The following is a 24,857-nucleotide window of genomic DNA, read 5'->3' on the forward strand; positions in this document are numbered from 1 at the left end:
TTAGCGCATCCCGGCACCCGGGCAGCCCTGGCCCTGCGGATTGGTGTTGCAGTCGTCCGCGTAATTTCGGGTGAGCGAGCGCCAGACGCTGATGGTTTGCGGGGGCGCATTGAACTGGCCCTGCCCGGGGATCGGCAGCGGCGGGCCGGCGTTCACCGAATATGTGCCTTGGAAGGTCGTGGTCATGACCACCTGGAAGTCCCCGGTTGATGCGTAGGCGTGGCTGGTCCGGGTCTTTTCGCCCCAGCGGTCCTGCGGCAGGGCCCCTCCCATCGACGATTGGGGGCCGAAGACCGTGCCGTCACCGTAGTTCCACGTGTACTGCACGGGCGTTGCCACCACATGGACTTTTTGGCCGAACATGGTGATGTCGAATTGCTGCTCGACCGCTTCCGCGTAGAAGTTCGTCTCGGCGCCGCGGAGAGTGTTGGGACTGGGCTGCGCCACCACTTTCCCGGCGTTTACCGGAAGGTTGTGGAACTGCCGCTGGATATCTGCGGCGATGCGGGGCAGGAGGTCCTCGGGCTTGGGGTCGTAAAGGCAGGTTGGCCCCGAATGATGTGCCCAAACCGCGCCCGGCACGCCTCGAGGCCGGGACAGCCACATGACCGGGATGCCCTTGGCGCCGTCCTCCCGGTCCTTGCAGTCGAGCTGGCGGGCAAGGCAAGGAGTGTCGAAGTCGCCTCCGCCGAGGTGGCATTGGAGTTCGTACTTGTACTCGTTGGGGTCGGTGCTCACGGTGCCAGGTTCAGCGCGAACAAGTTTCCCTGTATCCAAATCCTTCACCCACTGATCAGCACCAACAGCCACTCCCCTATCCTCGTAACCAACTGCTACGTCGGCATAGGCGAGTGTGGGAGTGAGGATAAGGACGAGCAAAGCCACAGTCAGAATCTTGAGTTCTGGAGCCTTCATCTCGATTACCGGATCAAGCCGAGGTCTGTCATGGTCCAGCCTGATGGTCCGAAAGTCAGCCCGGCTCGACTGCCAGTATTGGTGGCAGGCGTCGGCTTTTGCAGCAGAGTACCGTCCGGCTTTCTAATCTCGATTATTGACTGAATAACTTGAACCACGGCATATGGTTCAGCTGCCGTCTCGACTGTTGCTGTGATCGCTGGAGTCTCAATCTTGCCACCCGATATCCAACGGCCTTCGCTCCAGGCTTCCGCTATCCCGTCCCGCAGACCGCTACAAAAGACACATCCGGGACTGCTGAGCTTTTCGAGGACTTTTGTATCCCCTGTTTCGTAGCTGTAGCTCAAACTCTCGTACCAATAGCGAACAAATGCTTCCGCCCCTTCCTTCGTCTCCGTCTTCGCCACCTCGGGAAGCACGGGGACCGGGACGTTTTGGGCGGGTCTGGACGCGTCGGCGGGCTTGTAGACAGCACTCGGAGTTAGGGTGGGGGTGACCGTGGCGCTGGCCGTGGGCGTCTCGGCGGCCACTGGAGAAGAAGTGCCACCGGGACCAGGAGAATCGCCCGAGTTGCAGCCAGACAAAGCAAGCGCAAGGCCAACAACAAGGCCGGCCGCACCTGCCCTCACGATGCGTGACGAAACAAATGCGCGAGTCGAAAGGAAGTTCTGCGATGTCATGGGCCGCTATTCCCCCAATAGTTTCAAGACGGCTTGCTCCGGACAGTGACTTAAGGTTAGCCCACGTCACAATTCGACGGGATAGTTATCCACAGGCCTAAATCCCATGCATTGTCTACCACCAGCAATCCGACAAACGAAGTCACAAAGAAAGCCGGCGCACCAACGTGCACCGGCTTCCCCAGTCAAAAACCCCTACTTCTGGGCGGGCAGCACCAACTCCCCTGTCTTATCGGTGGATAAGGCGAGCGAAGAAACATACTGCGGGCCGCCGTCGGGCGCGTCTTGTGCCGAACGCACCATGTCCGGACGCTCGAACTCCAAGCCGGTCACGTGGCAGAGGAGCTTAACGTCGCTGGGGTTCCCGTCGGCGTCGAACATCGGCAGGTCGATCCCGTCGTCAAAGCGCCGAAGGTAAAACCGCCCGCGGGTCAGCACGGCCAGGACCGGCGGCAGCACGAGCGCCAGGCCAACTGCGAAAATCGGCGAGTAGGGCTGGATGGCGGCACCGAACGCCCCGAAGAAAACGGCGATGGAAACCCCCGCGGACGCCAGCATGGAAACAAACCCCACCGGGTTCACTGCGTACAGCATGCCTCGCCGGAACTCCGGCACCTTGGGAGAGATCTTCAAAACGTACTTGTTGATGGCGATATCGGAGGCCACGGTGACCACCCAGGCCATGGCGCAGTTGGCATAGAAGCCAAGGATAGTGTTGAGGAAGTCGAACATGTTGGCTTCCATCAGGACCAGCGCGATCAGCAGGTTGACCACCACGAACACCATGCGTCCCGGGTATGTCTTGGTGATGCGCGTGAAGGAGTTGGTCCAGGCCAGCGAGCCGGAGTAAGCGTTGGTGACGTTGATCTTGATCTGCGAAATGACCACCAACACCACCGCCAGCGTCATGGCCAGCCAGGCCGGCATCATCTCCTGGTACACGCCCAGGAACTGGTGCACCGGCTCGTTGGCGGTGGCAGAGGCGGCGGGGTCCAACAAAGCGATCAGGTAGATGGCGATGAACAAGCCCACGATCTGCTTGATGGCACCGAAGATCACCCAGCCAGGGCCCGCCAGGATCACGGCCCTCCACCAAGCGCCACGGTTCGCATCAGTGCGCGGCGGCATAAAGCGAAGGTAGTCGATCTGCTCGGCAATCTGCGCCATCAGGGACAGGCACACGCCGGCGGCGAGCATCACGGATGCGAGGTTGGGCCCGCCATCGCCGGTCGCCCCGGTATAGGCAAAGAAGCTGTCGATGCTCTCCGGGTGCGAGACCAGCAGGTAACCCACCGGTACCACCATCAGGAGCAGCCACAGCGGAGTGGTCCAGACCTGCAGTTTGGCCAGCGTGTTCATCCCGTAAATCACCAGCGGGATGATGATCACGGTGGACGCGGCATACCCCAGCCACTGCGGGATCCCCAGCCCCAGCTCCAGCCCCTGCGCCATGATGGAGCCTTCCAGCGCGAAGAAGATGAAAGTGAAGGTGGCAAAGATGACGTTGGTGACCACCGAGCCGTAGTAGCCGAAGCCGGAACCACGGGTGATCAGGTCCAGGTCGATGTTGAAGCGGGCAGCGTAGTAGGCCAAGGGAAAGCCCGTCGCGAAGATGACGACGGCGGCCACCAGGATTCCCAGCAGTGCGTTGACCGTGCCGTACGAGATCCCGATGTTGGCGCCGATCGAGAAGTCCGCCAGGTAGGCGATGCCGCCCAGCGCGCTGGTGGCCACCACCCCGGCGCTCCACTTGCGGTAGGAGCGCGGCGCGAACCGGAGAGTGTAATCCTCGAGGCTTTCCTTGGTGGCGTTCAGTGCCGCGCTGTTGCCCGCCGTCGAAATCGCCGGAGAACGTCCGACGACGGCGGCATCAGCAGGTGCCGCCGGTTCCAGCAGTTGCGTTCTGTCTGTGTCATTGCCCATTGGGTGCGTCGCTTTCTTTTCGCATTCAGCCGCCATGGCCCTAGGTGCGACGCTATCCAGCTGGAAAGACAACGGCGTCACAGGCCTGTTTCCGGCCTGTTAAGCATTGACGGAGCTGTCACAAAAGGCGCGAGAATTGCGGGTACAAAGCCTCTGGCGCATTTCTACTTGAGGTAGAAGAATGGCGGCATGATGTTTGAACACGCGGACGGCAATCCCGTCCTGGAACTCGATGATGAGCAATCGTGGCGTCTTCTGGCGGCGACGCAGCACGGGCGGCTGGTGGTCTCGGTGGCGGGAGAACCGGATATCTTCCCTGTGAACTATGTGACCTCGAACCGGAAGGTCTACCTGCGCACTGCTCCGGGAAACAAGCTTGCGCAGCTGACCATCAACTCCAAAGTGCTGTTCGAAACCGATGGCATCCTGTCGCAGGAGGCGTGGTCCGTGATCCTCCGCGGGACGGCACGGGTCCTCAGCAATTCGGCTGAGCTTGCGGCCATCGAGGAACTTGGACTGAAGACCTGGGTTCCCACCCTGAAGGACTTTTACGTGGAGATCGAGCCGAAGTCAGTCAGCGGCCGCCACTTCGTGTTCGGCGAACAACCGGAACGGGAGATCTAAGGCCTCCTAGACTGGAGGAATGGCGGACAAGCCCACTGCAGACAAGCTCACTCCCGAGCAGCGCAGCTGGAACATGTCCCGGATCCGCGGCAAGAACACCAAGCCCGAACTGCTGGTGCGCCGGATCCTGCACGCCAAGGGCTACCGCTACCGCCTGCATGGCAGGTCCGGCGGCACCAAACTGCCGGGCAACCCGGATCTCGTCTTCGCCGGGCGGCACAAGGTGATCTTTGTGAACGGCTGCTTCTGGCATTTCCACGACTGCAGAGTGGGTTTGCACGCACCGAAAGCCAACGCGGAGTTCTGGGTTGCGAAGCGCACCCGGACCCGCGAGCGCGACGCCGGCCAGCGCCGCCAACTGGAAGACGCCGGCTGGGAAGTGTTGACCGTTTGGGAGTGTGAGCTGAAGGATCGTTCAGCCCTCGAGTCCCAGTTGGTCCACTTCCTCGAAGCCGGCGCCTGACAGATGAATCTTGAGGCAATCTTTAGCTGATTCCGCCACCGTCCTTGATCCTGAACGGACAAAATGGACGGGTTGCCGCGATCAGGCAGCCCACCACTGACGGCTTCGGAGCAGCTATCCCCTATCCCCTAGCTTCTCCGTGCCAGCAGTGCGGACTTGAAGGCTGACGCCGACGAGTCGCTGCTGTTGATGCGCCAGTCTGTTTCCTTCTGCATGTGGAACCAGACGAACCCCATCACGTCCGGCTGGGCAGCCAGGTAGGACACCAGGTCCGTGTTCCAGGATGCTTTGGAACCACCCATCTCGCTGGACGCTGTCTCGGCGATCAGGACCGGCTTGCCGGGCGCCAGGGCGCGGAGCTGGGAGATGCCGGGGGCAAAGAGGTCCACCGGGGAAACCCAGCTGCTCCAGGTTTGCGAGGTGCCCCAGTTGTAGCCGTCCAGGGCCACGACATCCACGTAGCCTGCGCCGGGGTACAAGCCGGCCAGGTCAGTCGATCCCCAGTAAGGCACGTTCGGCGACCAGACCCATTGGACGTTGCTGGCGCCCGTGGCGGCAACAACGTCGTGCACGTGCCGCCAGGCTGCCACGTATTCTCCCGACTGGTTGCCGTTAACGCCTTCGGCCCACGGATACCAGTTGCCGTTCATTTCGTGGGCGAAGCGCAGCATGACCGGCTTGCCCCAGGCCGCCAGGGACTGGCCCCACTGGCTGATGTACCCGTCGAAGTCCCCTGCAGTAATCCGGGACAGCGAATAGGCGGGCTGGTCCACGCCGCCTCCCCATGCCCACGGCTCCCACGTGACAAGGGGTGTGGCGCCGCGCGAACGGACAGCGTCCAACTCGCTGATCGGCGGGGCCTGCAGGAAGTCCTTGTAGCTCATCACCACGGACGGGACCTCCCCTGCCACGGTGGCCACCTCGTCCAGCTCAGTACTGGCCATGGGTCCCCCGGGCGTTGCCACCCCGAAGCGTAAGGGGGCGGAACTGATGGTTGGTGCCGGCGCAGGCGCAGGAGCCGCTTGGACCACGAACGTGGCTGACGCCTTGATGGACGATGTCTTGGCAGTGATGGTGAGGTTTCCGGTGGATGCCGCCGGAATGGTGATGCCGGTACTGAAAGCGCCGGTCGATGTGGTTTGGAACGCGAAAGTGGTGGAACCCACAATCACAGTGCCAGTGGTGGCGGCTTTGAACCCGGTTCCGGTGACCGTGACCGCGGAGCCGGCCGGGCCGGAACCAGGATTGAGCGTGATTTGCGGTGTGGTGGCTGCGCTGGCCGGCTGGACGATGGACAAAGCCAGCCCGGCCCCGATTATGAGCGCGACAAATAAGGTCCTGAGTGTTCGGAACACGGCAATCTATCCCCAGATTGAAAGGCGGCTATGGCCGCTGATGACGTCAATGCCAAAAAGCACTGGCATCGATTTTATGGCCCAGAAACCGCAGTCCCATCAAGAAAACCACAATTCTTCCCGAGTCTTCTGCGAGGTCGCAGGAACGGTCCTAACCTGAAACAGAACAAGATCCCCCGCTCAAACACCCGGTTTTCGAGGTCCCCAAATCCAGCAGAAAGGAGTGTCATGAGCACGTCGGATGATGCGCCAAGGCCGCTGGTGGACCAGTCCGTCCTGGACCGGCTTCGGGATGAACTCGAGGAGGAAGAAGGCTACAGCCGGGTCTTCGTCGGCAATTTCATCGACTACCTGCCGCAACGGCTGGGCCGGCTGCGGCTTGCCCTGACCACCGGTGACCTGGAGGGCTCCATGGACGCGGTCCTGAGCCTGAAGACGTCAAGCCAAATGGTTGGGGCCGAACGCCTGGCGGGACTGGCCCTGGAACTGGAAAACGAGATCCGTGCCGAGGCGCGCCAAGCTGATATGGCGGTGGCGTTGCCCAGGCTGGCCGCAACCTACCTGCGGCCCATCACCCAGTGCAGCAGGCAAACCATGCACCGGCTGCAGGCTCAGTGCTGCCCCGGCGCCAAACGGTAGCCCACGCCGCGGACTGTCTGCAGCCACCGCGGCTGCTGCGGCGAGTCACCCAGTTTCTTGCGCAGGTTTCCCATGTGGACCTCCACGGACCGTTCGTCGGCCTCGCTGATGTAGCTGCCGACGTCGTAATCCTCATCGCGGAGCCGCCGCACCAGGTCGGACTTGGTCCGGACTGTCCGCCCCGCTTCCAGGAGCGCGTACAGCAGCTCGAACTCCGTGCGCGTCAGGTTCATCTCTTTGCCGTCAACGGTGACGGTGCGTGAGGCGTAGCTGAGTTCCAGGCCGTTGTGGCTGAAGTTTCCACGCTCCGGGTGCGCAGCGCTGTCCGGGGAAGCATCAACGGCGACGTCGCCGGGATCGGGAACGGACCGCGGCCGGCGCATCATGGCAGCAACCCGCGCCCTCAGCTCCCGCGGGCGGAAGGGCTTGGTGAGGTAGTCGTCCGCGCCGGATTCCAGCCCGATGAGGGTGTCCAGTTCTTCTGTCCGCGCCGTGAGCATCACGATGTAAGCGTCCGAAAATTCGCGGATCTGCCGGGAAACCTCAAAGCCATCAATATCCGGCAAGCCCAGGTCCAGCGTAATGACATCCGGATTCAGGCTCTTGGCCATCAGGACGCCCTCGGCGCCGCCGCTGGCGACAGTGACGTCAAACCCAGCCTGGGTCAGCACAGTGCGAACCAGTTCCCGAATATCGTGGTCATCCTCGATGACCAGACCCACACGTGCCTCACTCATAGAGCCCCCTCAGTGCCAACGTCAGAAGTATAGCTGGCTGCGGATATCCTGCTGGTATGGTCTCGCACAGCCCGACGTCCGCGTCCTCCGCGCCATGAGCAACCCCCCGGCTTGGTCCTCCGGACGGCTGCGTTTCTTCAAGCGGCCCTTCCATGAATACCGGCTGACCGACCGCGTGGCCATGAGCCAGATGCCGCTGTTCGTGACCACTATCCTGACGGCCCTGCTGATGTGGGCATTCTTCCCGGTCACCATGAGCAACCCCCTGTTCGTCGCGTTCCTCGTTTCTCAGCTGGCCATCATGGTGCTGTGCTACGTCATTCCCTGGGAACGGCTGCCCTACACCAGCTTCCTGGCCATCCCCTTACTGGATTTCGTCTCCATCTCGGCGGGCAGGGAAGGCGGCCAGGAAAGCCTCACCGGGATCAGCCTGCTGGCGGTGTTTCCGGTCATCTGGCTTTGCGCCTCCGGGTACTACCCACGCACTGCCCTGTGGCTGTCCTTCCTGGCACCGCTGGCGATCATCTGGGTTCCGCTGTTCCTGAAGGGCAACTTCACCCCGCAGGACTTTGCCCGGTCCCTGCTGCTGCCCGTCATGATGCTGGGCATTGGAGTGTCGGTCAGCGTCCTGACATTGAGCATGATGCGCCAGCAGCAGCAGTTGGAGGACAAGGACGAGCAACTGCGGGCCAACCTGCGCACCAGCAAGCGCCAGGAATCGCTGCTCAACACCATCCTGGACACCGTGCATCTGGGCGTCCTGGCAGTGGACGCCGACGGCCACGACGTCCTGATGAACCGCAAGCAGCGCGCCAACCACGAGCTGGCCCGGCCCAAAAATATTGCGGATCCCAACGAGTCGCAGCTGTTGGTCTACGGGGCGGACCGAAAGACCCTGATCCCCGTTCAGGAGCGTCCCGTGCGGCGCGCCGTCCTGGGCGAAACCTTCACCGACTACCTGGTGTGGCTCGGTGAGGGAAACGATCAGCGGGCACTGGTGACCACGGCGCGCGCCATGAAGGACTCCGACGGCAAGTTCACCGGCTCGGTGATCGTCTTCAGCGACGTCACGGACCTGGTGAACGCGCTCACCGCCAAGGACGACTTCGTTTCCAGCGTCTCCCATGAATTCCGCACCCCGCTGACCTCCATCCTCGGTTACGTGGAAATCCTGCTCGCCGACGAACCGGACGAGCCGCAGCGCGAAATGCTGGAAATCATCCGCCGCAATTCCGAGCGGCTCCTGACCTTGGTATCGGACCTGCTGTCCAGCCGGAACGGCCAACTGATCGTCACGCCGCACACCGTGGATGTCGCCGACCTTGTCCGGAGCAGCGTGTCATCCGCGATGCCCCGGGCGGCCGCAGCGGGCGTCGAGCTGCGGGCAGAAACCCCGGAGCAGCTGGAGGCCCACGTGGACAGCGCGCGCATCTCGCAGGTCCTGGACAACCTGGTGTCCAACGCCATCAAGTACTCACCGGACGGGGGCGAGGTGGTGGTATCGCTGGCGCGGGAGAACGGGCACGTGGCCTGCCGCGTCACGGATACCGGGATGGGCATGACTCCGGAGGACGCGTCAGAGGTTTTCGCCAAGTTCTTCCGCACCAGCAGCGTCCGGCGCACTGCCATTCCCGGCGTGGGCCTGGGGCTGCCCATCAGCAAGGCCATTGTCGAAGCGCATGGCGGCACCATCGATGTCGAGAGCACGCTGGGCAAGGGAACGACGTTCACCTTCCGCGTGCCGGTCTGAAAGGACGACGACGGCGGGCGGCCGGGCGCGTCAGCCGTGCCGGGCTTGACGGACCACTTCGCCCCACGACTGGCGGGCGAGCTCCTGGACTGAGGCAAGGATGGCCGACGGAGGCTGGCTGAGGTCCAGCGGAAACTCCACGATGTCGATGTCGGTGTTCAGGATGCGGCGGAGTTTCACTTCGCCCTGGCCTGCGTAGACCAGCCAGGCGGTGGGCACGGCGAGCGCGGTGCAGTGCGCCAGCATCTGGTAATGGTCGGCTGTCAGGGACGCACCCGCGTCCGAGGCCGCCCGGTACTTGGCGTTGTAGGCCACCACGGGGCGCCCGCCCAACAGGTGGACCGCATCCGGCCTGACGGACAGTCGGTCGGAATCCCGCACGGCCTCGCTGAGGAGGGCGTTGTACCGCAGCCTGAGCTCGCCGGGATAGGCCGCCATGGCACTGCGCAGTGCGGTTCCCACGAAGTCCTCGAACACCTGCGCCATGTCCACCACGAACGAGGCCGTCTGCTGCCTGCCCTCACCGGCTTCCGCGGACGCGTTCCGCAGGATCAGGTCGGCCAGGCGCAGCACTGCCTGGTAGCGCAGGTTCATCCTGGTGGGCTTCCAGGGCGGCACCGGGGCGCCGGCTGGAAGGCGCGTGACGCCGTCGAGCTTTCCCCTCAGCTGGCGCAGCCTGCCCAGCACCTCGGGCCGCACCCCGGGCACCTGCCCCATGCGTTCCAGCGCGGCGCGCAGGATCCGGTTTTCAACGATGTCCTCGGTGAACTCGTCGTAGGAGACCTCCAGGGGAACCAGCATCCCCGGGCGGCGCGAGATCTGGTCCGATATCCGGATCCGCCCCTTGACGGTCCGCAGGGACTCATCCACGGTGAGGTAGCCCTGCAGGACCCCGCGGCCCAGGGCCCGTTCGGCCAGTTGGGCCAGCGACTCGGCCAGCGCGCTCCACAGGTCCCGGTCCTCGCTGGCCGCCACCAGCTCCGGCCGGAAGCCCTGCTCCCCCGCGTAGCTGAGCAGGAACAGGAGCCTGCTCAGTCCCAGCCGGTCCTTGGGCCGGACATCCAGCTGGACCGTGGCTGTCCGAACGGAGCCCACCTTGCCCACGGGCTCGATCCGGTACAGCCCCATGCCCATCGGGGAAGCTTTGGCCAGGCCGCTGGAGTTCAGGGCAGAAGCACTGGGTGCATCCAGCCGCTCCACGAGGCCGCCGGAGAGCTCGTCGAGAACCAGGTGCCGCACGGGGCCTCGTGAAGTGCCGGGCGGCCGGGGATCAGCGCGCTGCAACGCGTCCCAGCAGCTGATCCAGCCCGAAGCGTTCCTCCAGCTGGGCCCGGGTCAGCTGGCCGTGGTAGTGCTCCTCCAGCAGGGGCATGAGCTCATACTTCCAGATCCGGCGCAGGCCGGCGGGCGTCTGGGCGGCCGGCTTCATGAAGTAGGAAGGCCCGATCATCAGGTCCCGGTCCCACTCATCGATGGCCCCGTTCAGCTCATCCAGCAGCAGCGCCGGCGTTGGATCAAGCTGCATGGCCTGCAGGAACCGGGCCAGGGAACCCTTGACCGGTTCGGTCTGCGGGTGCAGTTCGATGAAGGAGAACCGGCGGCGGATGGCAGCGTCCATCATGGCAATCGACCGGTCCGCGGTGTTCATGGTGCCGATGATGTACAGGTTGTCCGGCAGCGTGAACGGCTCGTTGGGACTGTATTGCAGGTAGATCCGGTCGTCCCGGTATTCCAGCAGGAAGTACAGCTCGCCGAACACCTTGGCGAGGTTGGCGCGGTTCATCTCATCGATGATCAGGAAGTACGGCTTCTTTTCGTTGCCGGGCTTGGCGGCTTCCTCTGCCAGGCGCCGCAGCGGGCCGGCCACCAGTTTGAAGGACACCTGCCCGTCGTCGGTCTTGTCCGGCCGGTAGCCCTCGAAGAAGTCCTCGTACGCGTAGGACGGGTGGAACTGGACCAGCTTCACGCGCTCGTCAGTCGTGTCGTCAGCCAGTTCGGCCGCGAGGTGCTTGGCCAGGTAGGTCTTGCCGGTGCCGGGCGGGCCGTAGAGGACCAGCTGCCGGTTTTCCTCCAGCAGGTCGGCGATCTCCTGCAGCGGTTCCAGCTCCATATGCAGCGAGTTGGCGAATTCCTGCGTCAGCGGGCGGAAGCCCTCCTGGGCAGGGAGGACGACGGCGGCACCGTCAGCATCGGCGTCGGGCTCGGTTTCCGCTTCGGCGGGCAACAGCGCCTGCAGCGCCTGCACCACCCGGGTGGCATCCACCACGATGCCGGGCGTGGCCAGCTGCCGCTGGACGTGACGGGGAAGGCTGGTGGTGGTGTGCCCGTCGTCGAACCAGCGCACCTTGCGCCGCAGCCGGCGGTTGTCGTCGTTGTACTCGGGCTCCCCCAACACGCCGCCCAGCCGCACCGTTCCGGCATGCTGGTAGAGCACCAGGTCCCCGGGCTTCATGACGGTGAGGAAGGCGAACACCGCGGTCTTGGTGTCCTCGCGCTCCACGTAGCCGAGGTGCTTGTAGTCCTCATCCACCGCGTGCTGCACCACGCCGGCGGTAACGCCGGGTTCCAGCAGGCGGAGGTGTTCGACGTCGAGCGTCACCTTCTCCTCGCCGTGCCACGTGGTGAGGAGCTCGGCGTGGTCGCTGTGCGTCCGGAGCAGCCAGGCACGCCGCCCGGGGTCGCCCACTTTGCGCCACTGGCTAACCAACTGGCGGGAGTACCAGTCGATCCGCTGGCCCGCCTGTTCGTCCAGGTGCAGCCGGATGCGGTGGATATCGGCCGTGATGTCCTCTTCGCTGTCCCCCTTGGCACCGCCCACGAGGGAGGCGAAGGCGTCCCGGATTTCCTGCCGTTCCACGTCCGCCACCACCGGCTCGAAATAGCTGGGCCAGGCCAGGAACTCGATGCTGCGGCGGATAGCGGGCTGGTCATCGGGCGTCGATGCGGCGAGGCGGTGGAACTGCAGCGGATCCTTGATGGCTGCCTGCACCACACTGGCCGGCCGCTGGGCCACGTTGCGGACGAACCGGCACAACCACTTGAGGTGGTCCCAGATGGTCCAGTTGAATTCGGCGGTGCGGTCGCGGATGACGCCGTGGTCCGTCATGCCGGCATACAGTTCTTCGGGCAGTTCCAGCGGCGGCTCCAGCCATCCCGCGGCCTCCGCCACCCGGGCGCGCTTGACCTTCAGCGACTTCACCTCGTGTGCCAGCGGAAGGGACTGCAGGAAGAGCAGCTCCACGGCCAACTGCTTGGCCCCGCGCGTGGCACCGTCCAGGTTCTCGCGGAGGTTGGTCATCATCGGCGCCTTGGAGTCAGCGATGCCCCGTTCCAGCCGGTCAAGCAGCTCGGCGGCAGCCGGAACGGACCACGTCCTGGTGCGGCCGTCCAGGGGTGACGCCTTACCCTGCAGGCCGGGCCCCAGGACGAACCACGCCGCATCCTCGATCTCCTTGGAGATGCCGAGGGCGCGGGTCATGGCAACAGTGGCAGTGGGGGTCATGCCCCCAAATTTACAGGGTCAAGCTGGGCGCCCGCTCCACACCGCCTGGACCGCCGGACCGCCAGATCGGCTATTTTCCGGTGGCGGAGTGCTTCCTTCCGAAGATGAAGTAGCCCATGGGCCCCACGAAATTGACGAAGGACGCTGCCCGCCACGCAGCTTTCGGCCCGTTGATCAGCTCAGCAGGCCTGCGCGAAATATCGCGCTGGGCGGCAACCAGGAGGGACACCTGCATAATCGCAGTGACGATCGTGCCCACCTTCCCCGCCGGGGACATCTCCTTCCAGGTCTTCTTTTTCCTGCCACCATGCATCTTGTTCTTGCGGCTCATGTCGTGCGCCTTCTTGTTCAGGGCCTTCTTGTTCCTTGCCATCAGGCTTCCTTTCGCTGTGGGTCGTGATTCCAGCCGGGTGTTTGCAGTCAGGTGTCTACAGTCCAGCGTTACGTGCAGCCCTGACCAGAGTCTTAGTGCCTGTAGGGAGCCATCCGCTCCTTTTGCTCCGGGGTGAGCCGCTGCACCCGGCCCGTGGCTTCATCCACGAACGCCAGGTGGCTGCTTGCCTGCACGCAGTCCTCCCCGGTGACGGGGTCCTGGACAACGTAGTGGATGTCAAAGCTGGCTCCCTTGACGGCGCCGATCCAGACCTGGACTACGGCCGGAACGTTGCGGTACTCCAGGGTCCTGACGTAGCGGATCTTGTGGTCAACGATCAAAGCAAGCGTGCCCTCGGGGACGTCGTTGAACAGCGACACCGGTGGCTCGACGCCAGGCAGGCCCGCACCCCGTGGTGGCCCGAAGGCTGCGATCCGCGCTTCCTCCAGCATCCGCACGATCTGGACGTTGTTGATGTGGCCGTAGGCGTCCATGTCGCCCCAGCGCATCGGTACCTGGACCTCGATGCGCTGGCCACCGTGCACGCTCAGCTGCGCACCGCCGTCGAATCATCAACTGCCGTTTCCCCGGCGTCCGCACCCGCGAACTGTGACATGTAGAGGCGGTGGTAGGCCCCGCCTGCGGCGAGCAGCACCTGGTGGTTGCCTTGTTCCACGATTCGTCCGTTTTCCATGACCAGGATCGTATCGGCATCACGGATGGTGGAGAGCCGGTGCGCGATCACAAAGCTGGTCCGGTCCGAGCGCAGCGCCGCCATGGCTTTCTGCACCAGCAGTTCCGTGCGGGTGTCCACGGAGCTGGTGGCCTCATCCAGGATCAGCAGCGAGGGGTTGGCCACGAAGGCGCGGGCGATAGTGATCAGCTGCTTTTCACCCGCGCTGACGTTGTTGCCTTCCTCGTCGATCACCGTGTCGTAGCCCTCCGGCAGGGCCCGGACGAAACGGTCCACGAAGGTGGCCTTTGCAGCTGCGATGACCTGTTCTTCGGTGGCGTTGAGGTTGCCGTAGCGGATGTTGTCGTAAATGGACCCGCCGAAGAGCCACGCGTCCTGCAGCACCATGCCCACCTTGGAGCGCAGCTCGGAACGGCTGAGGTGGGTGACATCCACGCCGTCCAGCATGATGGAGCCCGAGTTGAGCTCGTAGAAGCGCATCACCAGGTTCACCAGGGTGGTCTTGCCTGCCCCCGTGGGCCCGACGATCGCCACGGTGTTGCCAGGCTCTGCCGTGAAGGACAGGTTCTCGATCAGCGGCTTGTCCGCGGTGTAGCTGAAGGTCACGTTCCGGAAGTCCACGTGGCCGTCAGTCTTGGCCGGAAGGTGTTCGGTGGCGGTTTCGGCGTCCTGTTCGTCGGCGTCCAGGAACTCGAAAACGCGCTCCGAGGACGCTACGCCGGACTGGAGCATGTTGGCCATGCCCGCCATCTGGCCCAGGGGCTGCGTGAACTCGCGGGAGTACTGGATGAACGCTGTGGCGTCACCCAGGGACATGGCGCCCGATGCCACGCGGAGGCCGCCCACCACCGCGATGCCCACGTAGCTGAGGTAGGACACGAACTGCATGACGGGGAAGATGATCCCGGAGACGAACTGCGCGCCAAAGCTTGCCCTGTAGAGTGCCTCGTTGCGTTCCTCGAACCGTGCCAGCATGTCCGCGTCACGGCCGAAGACGCGGACCAGGTCGTGCCCCGAGAAGGACTCCTCGATCTGGCCGTTCAGCGAACCGGTGTTCTTCCACTGGGCGGCGAACAGTTTCTGGCTCCGGGCTCCGATGAGGCCGGCGGCCACCCCGGAGAGCGGAAGGGCGATCAGGGCGATCAGGGCAAGCTGCCAGGAGACGATGAACATCATGATGACGATGCCCAGCACGGTGAGCACGGAGTTGACCAGCTGCGCGAACGCCTGCTGGAGAGCCTGCTGGATGTTGTCGACATCGTTGGTCACCCGGGAGAGCACGTCGCCGCGCTGCCGGGTATCGAAGTAGTTCAGCGGCAGGCGGTTGAGCTTGTTCTCGGTGTCGTCACGCAGGCGGCGGATGACCTTCATGACGATGCGGTTCAGGACGTAGCCCTGCAGCCACATGAAGATGTTTGCCACGAAGTACATGAGAAGGACGATGGCGATGAGGGTGGTGAGCTTGTCGAAGTTGATGCCGGTACCGGGCACCAGTTCCATGCGGGCCACCATGTCCGCGAAGTTGTCCTGGCCCTGCTGGCGAAGCCCGGCTACGAACTGCTCCTTGCTGGCTCCCGCGGGCAGCTGCTTTCCCACCACGCCGGCGAAGATGACGTCCATGGCCTGGCCAAGGATCTTGGGCGCAATGACGTTGAGGACCACGGAGACCACCACCAGGCCCACCACGGCATAGATGCCCAAGGCTTCGGGCTTCAGCAGGCCCATGAGCCGTTTGGCGGATGGCCAGAAGTGCTCGGCTTTTTTGGCGGGCATGCCGCCAAACATGTCCCCGTCCGCCTCGGAGGGGGTGAACTCCTCCTCAAGGAAGTCGTCGTCCTCAAGTCCGGCGCCGGCAGTCACTGCGGATTCCGGGGCTGTCTCTTCAACGGCGGTGGAGTCCTTCTTGCGGGGGCTCATGCCACTTCCTCCACACTCAGCTGGGATTCGACAATTTCCTGGTAGGTGGGCGAGGTTTCCAGGAGTTCCTCATGCGTGCCACGATCCACGATGCGTCCGTTGTCCAGCACTAAAATCTGGTCGGCCTCGGTAATGGTGGAGATCCGCTGGGCAACAATGATGACGGTGGCATCCCTGGTGATGCCCTTGAGTGCCGTACGGAGCCTGGCATCAGTGGCCACGTCCAGGGCGGAGAACGAGTCGTCAAAGAGGTAGACGCGGGGTTTTGTCACGAGCGCACGCGCAATGCAGAGTCGCTGGCGCTGACCGCCTGAGACGTTGGTGCCGCCCTGCGAAATCCTTGCGCCCAGCCCGTTCTTCTTCTCGCGGACAAAGGACTCACCCTGGGCCACCCGGAGGGCATCCCACAGTTCCTGGTCTGTTGCCTCGGTCTTGCCGAACCGAAGGTTGTGTTCGATGGTGCCGGAGAACAGATAGGGGCGCTGTGGCACCAGGGCAACCCTCTTGGTGATCTCGGCACGGTCCAGCTTGTCCACCGGGACACCATCCAGCAGCACTTGCCCTTCCACAGGGTCATACAGCCGCGGGAGGAGGGACAGCAGGGAGGTCTTGCCGGCACCTGTGGATCCGATGATGGCGATGGTCTGCCCGGGACGGGCGGTGAAGCTGATGTTGCTGAGCACCGGTGACTCGGCGCCCGGGTAGGCGAAGGTGACGTTACGGTATTCCACTACCCCGGTGAGCGCGGCCGGAGCCTGCGGCTGCCGGGGGTCGTGGATGGAGGGTTCGACGCCGAGCACCTCGCCGATGCGGTCTGCGCAGACGGAGGCGCGCGGGATCATCATGGCCATGAAGGTGCCCATCATGACGGCCATCAGGATCTGCAGCAGGTACTGCAGGAACGCGGTCAGCGAGCCCACCTGCATGGCGCCGTCATCGACCCGCTGACCGCCAAACCAGAGCACCGCTGCCGTGGACAGGTGCAGGATCATGCTGATGGCCGGGAACATCAGGACGAACAGTGCGCCGATGCGGAGCGAGACGTCCGTCAGTTCCTTGTTGGCCACGCCGAACCGTTCGGTCTCAAACGGCTCACGCACGAAGGCCCGGACTACACGGATACCGATGATCTGCTCGCGTAGCACCGCGTTAATGCGGTCGATTTTCCGCTGCATGGACCGGAACAGCGGCATGAGCCGGACCACCAGGTACCCCACCACCACAGCCAGCAGGGGAACGGAAACCCAGACCAGCCAGGACAGGCTGATGTCCTCGCGCAGCGCCATGATGATCCCGCCGATGCACATGATGGGGGTGGCCACCATGAAGTTCAGCCCCATGAGGAGGAGCATCTGCACCTGCTGGACATCGTTGGTGCCCCGGGTGATCAGCGTGGGCGCGCCGAACGCGTTGACATCCTTGGCGGAGAAGCTGGTGACCTTGCGGAACACCGCATGGCGCAGGTCCCGGCCCACGGCCATGGCAGTCCTGGAACCGAAGTACACGCCGGCGATAGCCGCGGCCACCTGCGCGAAGGCCACCACGAGCATCACCGCACCGGTGCGCCAGATGAAATCGGTGTCGCCGCGTGCCACGCCCTGGTCGATGATCTGCGCGTTCAGGCTGGGCAGGTACAGCGCAGCGATGGTGGCAGCGAGCTGGAAAATGACGACAGCCAGGATGTACGGCAAATACGGTTTAGAGTAGCGCCGAATGAGGGTGAGGAGCATGGACTCAACTCTAGTGATGGGCACCGACATTGGGGCCCCCTCGTCGGCATCTTTTCCACCGGTGACGAGCATGCTGAAAAGGGCATCGAGCCGGGGCAGCACGAGGCGGGTACCGCCAACAGAAAAGCCGCAGCCCGCTCCCGGAGGTCTTCCGGAGGCGGGCTGCGGCTTCGAAGTGGCCGTGGCTTTAGCCGCGGCGGGGACGAACTGCCGTCCCTGCTACTGTCCTTGGCCCGGTTCAGAACCGGCACCGGCAGACGGTGCGTCCAGCGGGGCGGCGGCGCTGTGCCTGCCGTGGCCGACCAGGTAGAGCGCGGCTGCTGCCTGGATTTTGCGTTCCTTCAGGAGCTTGCGCTGCAGCCTGCTGAGCTCTGCCGCGGTGGCGGCCTGCTTGGCAGCCAACTCCTGCTGCGAACGGTGCTGTTCCTGGACGTCCAGCAGCATGTTGCCCAGTGCTGCCTGCTGGCGGGCCAGCAGGTGCTGGGTTTCCTGCAGCTTCTGCAGGGTGGCGGCGGCACTGGCGATGGAGTCGGCTACCTTCTCCGCGTTGTCTGCGGACCGCAGGTCCAGGTTTTCGGAGCTGAAGCTCCGCGCAAAGACTTCCTCGAAATCCTCCGTGGCTACCCGACCGGACGCTGCAGCGGCAGCACCGCCGTCGTACCTTTTGGCGGGGGCGGAACCTGCACGTGATGCACTCCGCGTGGCCATGCCCGGCCCTGCGGGGATGTCCCGGTCCGGAGCGCCACTGGAGACCATGGGCAGCTGCCCGGTCATGGTGGCGGTCATGCCCGCTTCACCGGCGGCGTTGGCTTCAAGCGCCTTCTCGGGGGCGATGTCCACGGTTTTGCGGAGCGGCACCTCCTTGATGAAGATGACGGCGATCAGGGCAACAACGGCCACCACGGCCGAGATCATGAAGATCGCGGCAGTGGCATCACCGTAGGCGGCGCGCATGACGTCGGCGATCGGGGCTGGCAGGTCCTTGAGGTCCAGGCTGGCACCGCCGCCGTCGCCCGAAGCCTGGATGCCCAGCTTGGCAAGGCCCTCGGTAGCAAGGTCCTTGACGTGGTTGGACATAACGGCACCCAGGACGGACACGCCGATGGCACCGCCGAAGGAGCGGAAGAAGGCAACCGACGCACTGGCCGAACCGATGTCCGTGGCGCGGACGGTGTTCTGTACGGCGAGGACCAGGTTCTGCATGAGCATGCCCAGGCCAACGCCGAAGACGGCGGTGTAGATGCCTGCCTGCCAGAGTTCGGTGGTGTGGGTCAGGGTTCCGGCCATCGCCAGGCCGCCGATCAGCAGGATGCTGCCGCCAATCAGGAACCGCTTCCACTTGCCGTAGCGGCTGATGAGCTGGCCGGAGACCACCGAACCGACCAGGTTGCCGGCGATCATGGGCAGGGTGAGCAGGCCGGCCTCGGTGGGCGTGGCGCCACGGGCCACCTGGTAGTACTGGCCCAGGAATGTGGAGGAACCGAACATCGCGATGCCGACGGCCACGGAAGCGACGATGGCCAGGGCGGTGGTGCGCTCGGAGATGATCTTGAGCGGGATGATCGGTGCGGAGACCTTGGACTCCACCAGCACCAGCAGTGCCAGCAGGAGGATGCCGCCGCCCACCATCACCAGGGTCTGCCAGGACCACCAGTCGTAGTAGTCGGGGTTGCCGGCGAAGGAAACCCAGATCAGGAGCAGGCTCACGCCGCTGGTCAGCAGGATGGCACCGAACCAGTCAATCTTGGCCGGGCGTTTGATGTGCGGAACCTTCAGCGTGATCTGGAGCAGGATCAGGGCGACGACGGCGAGCGGCACGCAGACGAAGAACGTCCAGCGCCAGCCAAGTGCGCTGTCCACGATGAAGCCGCCGAGCAGCGGGCCGCCGGCGGTGCCGACAGCCATTACGGCACCCATGTAGCCGGAGTACTTGCCGCGTTCACGCGGCGGAATGATGGAGCCGATGATGGCCTGGGCCAGGGCGGTGAGGCCACCCATGGCGATGCCCTGGATCACGCGGGCCGTAAGCAGGAACGGGATGCTTTCGGAGAAGCCTGCCATGACCGAGCCGGCAACGAAGATCACGATGCTCAGCTGGACCAGGAACTTCTTGTCGAAGAGGTCGGCGAGCTTGCCCCAGATAGGGGTGGTGGCTGCGTTGGCCAGCAGCGCCGCCGTGATGACCCACGCGAAGTCCGTCTGGGTGCCCTTGAGCTCGGACATGATGGTGGGCAGCGCGTTCGCCACGATGGTGCTGCTGAGGATCGCGGTGAAGAAGGCAGCCAGAAGGCCGGTCAGGGCCTCCATGATCTGCCGGTGGTTCATGGGCGCGCCGGGCTCGTGGCGTTTGGATTGCCGCGACTCCTGTTTAGCGGTGCGCTGGCGCTGGCGCTCCTGCTCCTGGTCCGCGGCGGCGGTGACGTTAGCCATTAATGGACTCCTGCGTTTTCTGTTCGTTGGTGGTTCCGGCCGCCCTTGCCCGGATGGAATTCTTCAGGGATGTGGTGAGCTTGTTCAGCATCGCGGCTGTTGCGGCTGCGTCATCCTCGTTCCAGTCGGAGAGGTAGGCCTGCAGCGTTTCGGCCCGGTGCCGCACCAGCTCTGCCAGCTTCTCCTTCCCGCGCGGGGAAAGCGCCAGCAGTTGGGCCCGGCCATCATCCGGGTCCTGGGTGCGCACCACCAGGCCCGCGTCCGCAAGTTCGGCCACGTGCCGGCTGAGCACCGGCGGACTGACCCCCAGTCGTTCAGCCAGGTGCGCGGCCCGGGTCTCCCCCTCGCCGATGAACTTGAGCACGCCCTGCAGGGCGATGCCGGTGTCCTGGCCTTTGATATTGATCATGGTGACGCAGCGCAGTGCGCGCTGGAGGTCATAGATGTGGCTGACGAGGTCGGCTGCAGTGGCCGGTGCGACAGACATGATCCTCCCTAAAGAATTAGTTGCTGCAAGCAACTGTATCAGAAAAAGGTTGCTTAGGGAAACGAACTTGTGCGGGAGGAAGGTTAAACAGAAGCGCCCCCACGTCCAGCAGGAAGTGAGGGAGCTCCGGAACAAAAGGGTTAGGGTCAGTCGCCCAGGTGGGTGGGGCTGAACATCTTCAGGAGCGTTTCAACCACGACGACGTTGGGACCGTCCGCGGCGAATCCCGCCCTGAGCGCGTCCCCCACATCCTCCGGGGCCACCCGGGTGGCCGGCACACCGAAGGATTCCGCGAGCTTCACGAAGTCCGGCCGGGCAAGTTCGGTGGCCGTGGCTTTGCCGAACGCACCCACCATGTACTCGCGCAGGATGCCGTAGCCGCCGTCGTCCACGATCAACCAGGTGACCGGCACGTTATGCTGCTTGGCCGTGGCCAGTTCGGCGATGGAGTACATGGACGAACCGTCGCCGGAGACAGCCAGTACCCGGCCGGGCTTTCCCAATGTTTCCAATCCCACGGCGGCACCGATGGCCCCGGGAAAGGCGTAGCCCAGGCCGCCGGCGCCCTGGGCGGAATGGAACTGCCCCTGCCTGGCATCCCAGCAGGACCATCCCCAGTAGGCGGCGATAGTCATATCCCAGAACGTCTGCATGTCCGCCGGCACGGCGTCGCGGATATCGGCCATGAACTTCAGTTCCTTGGCCAGATCCTGCGATTCCAGCCGGGCGCGGACCTTGGCGAGGGACTCCCCCACCAGCTCTTCCGGACTGCTGCCATGCCAGTCCGGCGCCCCGGTCCTGCCGGGGTCGAGCGCCTCATCGAGGGCCGCGAGCGCCTGGCCGGCGTCGGCCCGGATGCCCAAGCCCGGCCGGTTGGACTCCAATACCCGTGGCTCGGCGTCGATCTGGATGATCCTGCCGCGCGGCTCGAAGGTGAAGTAGTTGGAGGTGACTTCGCCCAGGGACGAGCCGACCACCACCAGCACGTCCGCGTCCTCGAGGACGTCGGTCATGTACCGGTCCTCGATCCAGGACTGCAGCGACAGCTCGTGGTTCCAGGGGAACGCGCCGTTGCCGCCGGGGGTGCAGATCACCGGCGCGCGCAGCTTCTCGGCAATCGAGAGCAGCGATTTCTCCGCCTTGCCGCGACGGGTCCCGCCGCCGGCAATGATGGCCGGGCGTTTTGCTGACTCCAGCCACTTCACGGCCTCGCGCACCAGCTCAATGCGGGGCGGGTTGTCCGCCGCCTCGGCCAGGGCGTCCTCCACCGGCGGAACCATGATCGGGTCCAGCAGCACGTTTTGCGGGATCTCCAGCCACACCGGCCCCTGCGGGGACGAGATGGCCTCGGTCCAGGCGTCCTGGATGGCAGACGGAATGCCCGACGCGTGCTGGATCAGGCGCTGGCTCTTGGTGACGTTTGCCGCGGAGGCTTTCTGGTCATCGAGCTGGTGCAGCATGCCCTTGCGCCGCGCGCCCAGGCCTTCCAGGGGAATCTGGCTCGCCACTACCACCATGGGCACACCTGTGGCGTAGGCCTCCTGCAGGCCGGCCAGCGAGGTCAGTGCCCCGGGACCGGTGGACAGGAACAGCACGCCCACCTCTCCGGTGGCACGGGAGTACCCGTCCGCCGCGAAGGCGCTGTTGTTCTCCACCCGGGAGGAGACAAACTGGAGGTTGCCGCGGCCCATGGCGTCGAAGAGTCCCAGGGCGTGCTGGCCCGGGATACCGAAGACGGTCTTGGCCCCCAGCGCTTCGAGGGTCTCGACGACGAGGTCCCCGCCGTTGCGCACACCGCCCCCCTGCCCCGGGACGGGGGCGGCGCCGACGTCCGCCACGGCCCTACTCCTTGCCGCCGGCAGCGAAGCCTGCGGGGCGGCGGGCTTCCTGGCCAAGAGCCTGCGCCGCGTATCCGGTGTCCGCGCCGAAACGGTTTCCGGGTGCGGCATTGTCCGCCATGAGGGTCACCAGTTCGTACGCCACATGGCTGGCGGCAACGCCGGTGATCTCGGCGTGGTCATAGGCAGGAGAGACTTCGACGACGTCGGCGCCCACCAGGTTCATGCCGCGGAAGCCCCGGATGATCTCCAGGAGTTCACGGCTGGTGATGCCGCCGGCCTCGGGGGTGCCGGTGCCCGGAGCATGGGCCGGGTCCAGGACGTCGATGTCCACGGAGATGTAGAGCGGGCGGTTGCCGATCCGGTCCCGGACCTTGGCCACTGTCTCCAGCACGCCCTGGTAGTAGACGTCTGCGGAGGTGAGGATGCCGAACCCAAAGCGGTGGTCGTCGTCGAGATCCTTCTTGCCGTAGAGCGGGCCGCGGGTGCCGATGTGGCTGATGGCCTCGGTGTCCAGGATGCCTTCCTCCACCGCCCGGCGGAACGGCGTGCCGTGGGTGTATTCGGCGCCGAAGTAGGTGTCCCAGGTGTCCAGGTGGGCGTCGAAGTGGAGCATGGCAATAGGTCCGCCGGCCCGCTCGGCCGCAGCGCGCAGCAGCGGCAGGGCGATGGTGTGGTCCCCGCCCAGGGTCAGCAGCTTGCTGCCGGCCGCGGTCAGGTCCAGCGCGTTCTGCTGGATGGTCTCGATGGCTTCGTTGATATTGAACGGGTTTACCGCCATGTCACCGGCGTCGGCCACCTGGATGTTTTCGAACGGGCTCACATCCCACGCCGGGTTGTACGGACGCAGCAGGCGGCTGGCTTCCCGGACGTGGTTGGCCCCAAAGCGGGCGCCCGGCCGGTAGGAAACACCCGAATCGAAGGGGACGCCCACTACGGTGACGTCGGCCTTGTCCACCTGGTCCAGGCGCGGAAGGCGGGCATAGGTGGCAGCTCCGGCATAGCGGGGAATCCGGGATGAATCGATGGGGCCAAGGTTGCCGTTGGCTTCAATGCGCAGCTCTTCCAATGGAGGCCTCTCCTTCGAGGAGTTGAGGGACTTCTGTGACTGCCATCATACACTGTGGTTTTCCGGTAAGCACCAGTTGTTTACCGAGACCAGTGTGCGCGGGAGCGCCTCGCCGGATTATGCACATAGGGCCGGCGTCCGGTTCCAGACCTTGCCTCACACGGTCTCAAATGACGTGGTGGACATCCTCGAATACCTGAAACAGGCTGGAGGAGTTGCCCGTTCCGGCCAACTTCTGGATGCCGGGTTCCCGCGCCGGGAACTCTTGCGGCTCACAGGGCGCAGTGCCACCCAGCCCAGGCGCGGCGTCTTCGTTCTGCCTGGCTGCGACGAAGGCCTCCTTGCAGCAGTCTTGAACAACGGGCGGCTGAGTTGTGCCAGCGCGGCCGCCCACTACGGACTCTGGCTGCGCAGACCTCCCGACCGACTTCACCTCGCCTGCAATCATGGCCACGGCAATGGCTTCGTCCGGCATCGCACCGTCCGATTCCAGGGTCATCCATTCCAGCCGCTGGCCGCTGTCGAAGACGTGGCGCTTCATGCATTGAGCTGCCTGCCGGCTCCGGCCTCCACCGCGATGGCCACTTCGGCTATCAGACTGCACGGCGTACCGCGCGAACTGCTCGCGTCCCAGCTCCTGGCCGACCGGTCCGGGCCCGCGCTCCGCGTCCTGCGGGAACTTGACGTGCGTGCGGAATCAATCGTGGAAGTGGATGCACAATACCTGTTTCGCAGCAACGGAATCGACTTCGAAACCCAAGTCTTCCTGCCCGGGATCGGCCGAGTGGACTTTCTGCTGGGCGACTTCCTGATTGTGGAGATCGACGGCTTTGCCTACCACTCCAAACGCACCGATATGCTCCGCGACCGGGAGCGAAACAACGCATCCGCCGTCGGCGGCTACACCGTCCTCCGCTACATGCCGGAGCATATCTGGTTCGATCCCAGCCGGGTGATATCGGAAATCAAGACAATCCTGGCGGCAGGACCACGCCAGCCTAACCAGTGATCGTGCAATGCTGCCCAGTTACTTCCACTTCGACAGACTGCGCCCGGCGGAATCCCGGGAATGTGGGCGCATGCACATCCGGGCAACCAGAGGTAACTGGGCAGGAGAACACAGGAGGGTTAGCGGCTGGCCGCGGGGACCAGGACCCAGAGCACCTCGACCGGCTTGTCCGTGGGATTGACCCACGTGTGGGGTTCGCGGCCCGGGAAAGTGACCGTGTCGCCGGTGCTGAGGTCGTACTCCTCGTTAGTGAGGATGAGCTTGATGGAGCCCTTGACCACGTGCAGCACATCGACGTCGCAGTCCACCGCGTAAAGCTCGGACTCGCCCCGGCCGTGGGGGTCGATGACCGCCTGGATGATCTGGACCCGGCGTTCCGAGCGGGCGGTCAGGAGCCGTTCCACGATGCCCTGGCCGCCCAACGAGATCCGCGGGCCGTCGTTTCGCTTGGTCAGATGGGTTTCCGGCGCAGCAAAAAGATCGCCAATCGAGATGGACAGCACCTGGCACAGTGTCACCAGGGAGGCGACGGACGGCGACGTCAGGTCCCGCTCCACCCGGCTCAGGAAACCCTTGGTCAGCCCGGTGGCGTCGGCTACCTGCTCAATGGTGAGCCGCTGGGACTGCCGGGCGGCCCGGATCCTGGAGCCGATGGCAACCGGGACGTTGCTGGGCTCAACTGGCAGTGCCTTCATCTACGAACCTTTCATGGCCGGCAGCCC

General features: G+C 64.6%; 21 protein-coding genes. 5 read left to right on the top strand and 16 right to left on the bottom strand.

What is annotated here, in order from left to right:
• From ACFO0G_RS16895 to ACFO0G_RS16905, 3 genes are all read right to left on the bottom strand, one after another.
• The gene (locus ACFO0G_RS16895; RefSeq protein ID WP_376979081.1) at positions 1 to 738 is read right to left on the bottom strand and encodes a hypothetical protein; all 738 of its coding nucleotides are present in this window, start codon (positions 736 to 738) and stop codon (positions 1 to 3) included.
• 182 nt (positions 739 to 920) lie between these two features.
• Positions 921 to 1,595, bottom strand: a complete 675-nt coding sequence (locus tag ACFO0G_RS16900; RefSeq protein WP_376979083.1) for a DUF6318 family protein — start codon at positions 1,593 to 1,595, stop codon at positions 921 to 923.
• A gap of 195 nt (positions 1,596 to 1,790) precedes the next feature.
• Positions 1,791 to 3,518 (bottom strand): purine-cytosine permease family protein, encoded by a 1,728-nt coding sequence (locus ACFO0G_RS16905; RefSeq protein WP_376979085.1) that lies wholly within the window; start codon positions 3,516 to 3,518, stop codon positions 1,791 to 1,793.
• 189 nt (positions 3,519 to 3,707) lie between these two features.
• Between ACFO0G_RS16905 and ACFO0G_RS16910 the strand changes: the two genes are divergently transcribed.
• On the top strand, positions 3,708 to 4,142 hold the full coding sequence (locus tag ACFO0G_RS16910) for a pyridoxamine 5'-phosphate oxidase family protein (RefSeq protein ID WP_142130942.1): 435 nt from the start codon (positions 3,708 to 3,710) through the stop codon (positions 4,140 to 4,142).
• A gap of 19 nt (positions 4,143 to 4,161) precedes the next feature.
• Complete coding sequence (locus tag ACFO0G_RS16915) at positions 4,162 to 4,605, top strand: very short patch repair endonuclease (protein ID WP_286402156.1); 444 nt, start codon at positions 4,162 to 4,164, stop codon at positions 4,603 to 4,605.
• 128 nt (positions 4,606 to 4,733) lie between these two features.
• Here the strand turns inward: ACFO0G_RS16915 and ACFO0G_RS16920 are convergent, their stop codons facing one another.
• Entirely contained in the window at positions 4,734 to 5,903 is a 1,170-nt protein-coding gene (locus ACFO0G_RS16920; RefSeq protein ID WP_417281463.1) for a glycosyl hydrolase, read from the bottom strand.
• A 285-nt stretch (positions 5,904 to 6,188) separates the two neighbouring features.
• Between ACFO0G_RS16920 and ACFO0G_RS16925 the strand changes: the two genes are divergently transcribed.
• Complete coding sequence (locus tag ACFO0G_RS16925) at positions 6,189 to 6,599, top strand: Hpt domain-containing protein (protein ID WP_286402153.1); 411 nt, start codon at positions 6,189 to 6,191, stop codon at positions 6,597 to 6,599.
• Here ACFO0G_RS16925 and ACFO0G_RS16930 read toward each other — a convergent pair.
• Entirely contained in the window at positions 6,572 to 7,336 is a 765-nt protein-coding gene (locus ACFO0G_RS16930; protein WP_286402151.1) for a response regulator transcription factor, read from the bottom strand. The two genes, ACFO0G_RS16925 and ACFO0G_RS16930, sit on opposite strands and share 28 nt — an antisense overlap.
• 94 nt (positions 7,337 to 7,430) lie before the next feature.
• On the opposite strand from ACFO0G_RS16930, the gene ACFO0G_RS16935 reads away from it, so the two are divergent.
• Entirely contained in the window at positions 7,431 to 9,086 is a 1,656-nt protein-coding gene (locus tag ACFO0G_RS16935) for a sensor histidine kinase (RefSeq protein ID WP_376979088.1), read from the top strand.
• Positions 9,087 to 9,116: 30 nt separating this feature from the next.
• Here ACFO0G_RS16935 and ACFO0G_RS16940 read toward each other — a convergent pair whose 3' ends face one another.
• The 10 genes from ACFO0G_RS16940 to speB all read right to left on the bottom strand — a co-directional run bounded on the left by ACFO0G_RS16940 (position 9,117) and on the right by speB (position 23,126).
• Positions 9,117 to 10,370, bottom strand: a complete 1,254-nt coding sequence (locus ACFO0G_RS16940; RefSeq protein WP_376979090.1) for a 5-methylcytosine restriction system specificity protein McrC — start codon at positions 10,368 to 10,370, stop codon at positions 9,117 to 9,119.
• Positions 10,357 to 12,588 carry an McrB family protein gene (locus ACFO0G_RS16945; protein ID WP_376979092.1) on the bottom strand — a complete coding sequence of 744 codons (2,232 nt, stop codon included), beginning with the start codon at positions 12,586 to 12,588 and terminating at the stop codon, positions 10,357 to 10,359. The genes ACFO0G_RS16940 and ACFO0G_RS16945 overlap by 14 nt, the downstream gene beginning before the upstream one ends.
• Before the next feature lie 70 nt (positions 12,589 to 12,658).
• Positions 12,659 to 12,961, bottom strand: coding sequence for a PLD nuclease N-terminal domain-containing protein (locus ACFO0G_RS16950; RefSeq protein ID WP_376979094.1), 303 nt, complete (start codon positions 12,959 to 12,961; stop codon positions 12,659 to 12,661).
• A 92-nt stretch (positions 12,962 to 13,053) separates the two neighbouring features.
• On the bottom strand, positions 13,054 to 13,470 hold the full coding sequence (locus ACFO0G_RS16955) for an acyl-CoA thioesterase (protein WP_376979205.1): 417 nt from the start codon (positions 13,468 to 13,470) through the stop codon (positions 13,054 to 13,056).
• A gap of 38 nt (positions 13,471 to 13,508) precedes the next feature.
• On the bottom strand, positions 13,509 to 15,572 hold the full coding sequence (locus ACFO0G_RS16960) for an ABC transporter ATP-binding protein (protein ID WP_376979096.1): 2,064 nt from the start codon (positions 15,570 to 15,572) through the stop codon (positions 13,509 to 13,511).
• A complete protein-coding gene (locus ACFO0G_RS16965; protein WP_286402136.1) occupies positions 15,569 to 17,302 on the bottom strand; it encodes an ABC transporter ATP-binding protein in 1,734 nt (577 codons plus the stop codon). The genes ACFO0G_RS16960 and ACFO0G_RS16965 overlap by 4 nt, the downstream gene beginning before the upstream one ends.
• Before the next feature lie 219 nt (positions 17,303 to 17,521).
• Positions 17,522 to 19,732: an MDR family MFS transporter gene (locus ACFO0G_RS16970; protein ID WP_376979098.1), complete on the bottom strand. Its 2,211-nt coding sequence runs from the start codon at positions 19,730 to 19,732 to the stop codon at positions 17,522 to 17,524.
• A complete protein-coding gene (locus tag ACFO0G_RS16975) occupies positions 19,725 to 20,219 on the bottom strand; it encodes a MarR family winged helix-turn-helix transcriptional regulator (protein WP_286402131.1) in 495 nt (164 codons plus the stop codon). Before ACFO0G_RS16975 ends, ACFO0G_RS16970 begins: the two co-directional genes overlap by 8 nt.
• A gap of 146 nt (positions 20,220 to 20,365) precedes the next feature.
• On the bottom strand, positions 20,366 to 22,057 hold the full coding sequence (locus tag ACFO0G_RS16980; RefSeq protein ID WP_376979101.1) for a thiamine pyrophosphate-binding protein: 1,692 nt from the start codon (positions 22,055 to 22,057) through the stop codon (positions 20,366 to 20,368).
• A 4-nt stretch (positions 22,058 to 22,061) separates the two neighbouring features.
• Complete coding sequence (gene speB, locus ACFO0G_RS16985) at positions 22,062 to 23,126, bottom strand: agmatinase (protein ID WP_376979103.1); 1,065 nt, start codon at positions 23,124 to 23,126, stop codon at positions 22,062 to 22,064.
• A 178-nt stretch (positions 23,127 to 23,304) separates the two neighbouring features.
• Here speB and ACFO0G_RS16990 point away from each other — a divergent pair, with 178 nt between their 5' ends.
• Positions 23,305 to 24,135, top strand: a complete 831-nt coding sequence (locus tag ACFO0G_RS16990; protein ID WP_376979105.1) for a DUF559 domain-containing protein — start codon at positions 23,305 to 23,307, stop codon at positions 24,133 to 24,135.
• Between the two features lie 119 nt (positions 24,136 to 24,254).
• Here ACFO0G_RS16990 and ACFO0G_RS16995 read toward each other — a convergent pair whose 3' ends face one another.
• The gene (locus tag ACFO0G_RS16995) at positions 24,255 to 24,830 is read right to left on the bottom strand and encodes a helix-turn-helix domain-containing protein (protein WP_376979107.1); all 576 of its coding nucleotides are present in this window, start codon (positions 24,828 to 24,830) and stop codon (positions 24,255 to 24,257) included.
• Positions 24,831 to 24,857: the final 27 nt, after the last annotated feature.

The sequence above is a fragment of the Arthrobacter sedimenti genome (genome assembly GCF_042652025.1).
GTDB classification, from domain to species: domain Bacteria; phylum Actinomycetota; class Actinomycetes; order Actinomycetales; family Micrococcaceae; genus Arthrobacter; species Arthrobacter sedimenti.

Excerpts from the sequence above, each read along its gene's own strand:
- ACFO0G_RS16905 (WP_376979085.1), bottom strand. The coding sequence starts at position 3,518 with ATGGGCAATGACACAGACAGAACGCAACTGCTGGAACCGGCGGCACCT.
- ACFO0G_RS16970 (WP_376979098.1), bottom strand. The coding sequence starts at position 19,732 with ATGGCTAACGTCACCGCCGCCGCGGACCAGGAGCAGGAGCGCCAGCGC.
- ACFO0G_RS16925 (WP_286402153.1), top strand. The coding sequence starts at position 6,189 with ATGAGCACGTCGGATGATGCGCCAAGGCCGCTGGTGGACCAGTCCGTC.
- ACFO0G_RS16910 (WP_142130942.1), top strand. The coding sequence starts at position 3,708 with ATGATGTTTGAACACGCGGACGGCAATCCCGTCCTGGAACTCGATGAT.
- ACFO0G_RS16995 (WP_376979107.1), bottom strand. The coding sequence starts at position 24,830 with ATGAAGGCACTGCCAGTTGAGCCCAGCAACGTCCCGGTTGCCATCGGC.
- ACFO0G_RS16965 (WP_286402136.1), bottom strand. The coding sequence starts at position 17,302 with ATGCTCCTCACCCTCATTCGGCGCTACTCTAAACCGTATTTGCCGTAC.
- ACFO0G_RS16955 (WP_376979205.1), bottom strand. The coding sequence starts at position 13,470 with ATGCGCTGGGGCGACATGGACGCCTACGGCCACATCAACAACGTCCAG.
- ACFO0G_RS16945 (WP_376979092.1), bottom strand. The coding sequence starts at position 12,588 with ATGACCCCCACTGCCACTGTTGCCATGACCCGCGCCCTCGGCATCTCC.
- ACFO0G_RS16915 (WP_286402156.1), top strand. The coding sequence starts at position 4,162 with ATGGCGGACAAGCCCACTGCAGACAAGCTCACTCCCGAGCAGCGCAGC.
- ACFO0G_RS16950 (WP_376979094.1), bottom strand. The coding sequence starts at position 12,961 with ATGGCAAGGAACAAGAAGGCCCTGAACAAGAAGGCGCACGACATGAGC.
- ACFO0G_RS16935 (WP_376979088.1), top strand. The coding sequence starts at position 7,431 with ATGAGCAACCCCCCGGCTTGGTCCTCCGGACGGCTGCGTTTCTTCAAG.
- ACFO0G_RS16930 (WP_286402151.1), bottom strand. The coding sequence starts at position 7,336 with ATGAGTGAGGCACGTGTGGGTCTGGTCATCGAGGATGACCACGATATT.
- ACFO0G_RS16960 (WP_376979096.1), bottom strand. The coding sequence starts at position 15,572 with ATGAGCCCCCGCAAGAAGGACTCCACCGCCGTTGAAGAGACAGCCCCG.
- ACFO0G_RS16900 (WP_376979083.1), bottom strand. The coding sequence starts at position 1,595 with ATGACATCGCAGAACTTCCTTTCGACTCGCGCATTTGTTTCGTCACGC.
- ACFO0G_RS16975 (WP_286402131.1), bottom strand. The coding sequence starts at position 20,219 with ATGTCTGTCGCACCGGCCACTGCAGCCGACCTCGTCAGCCACATCTAT.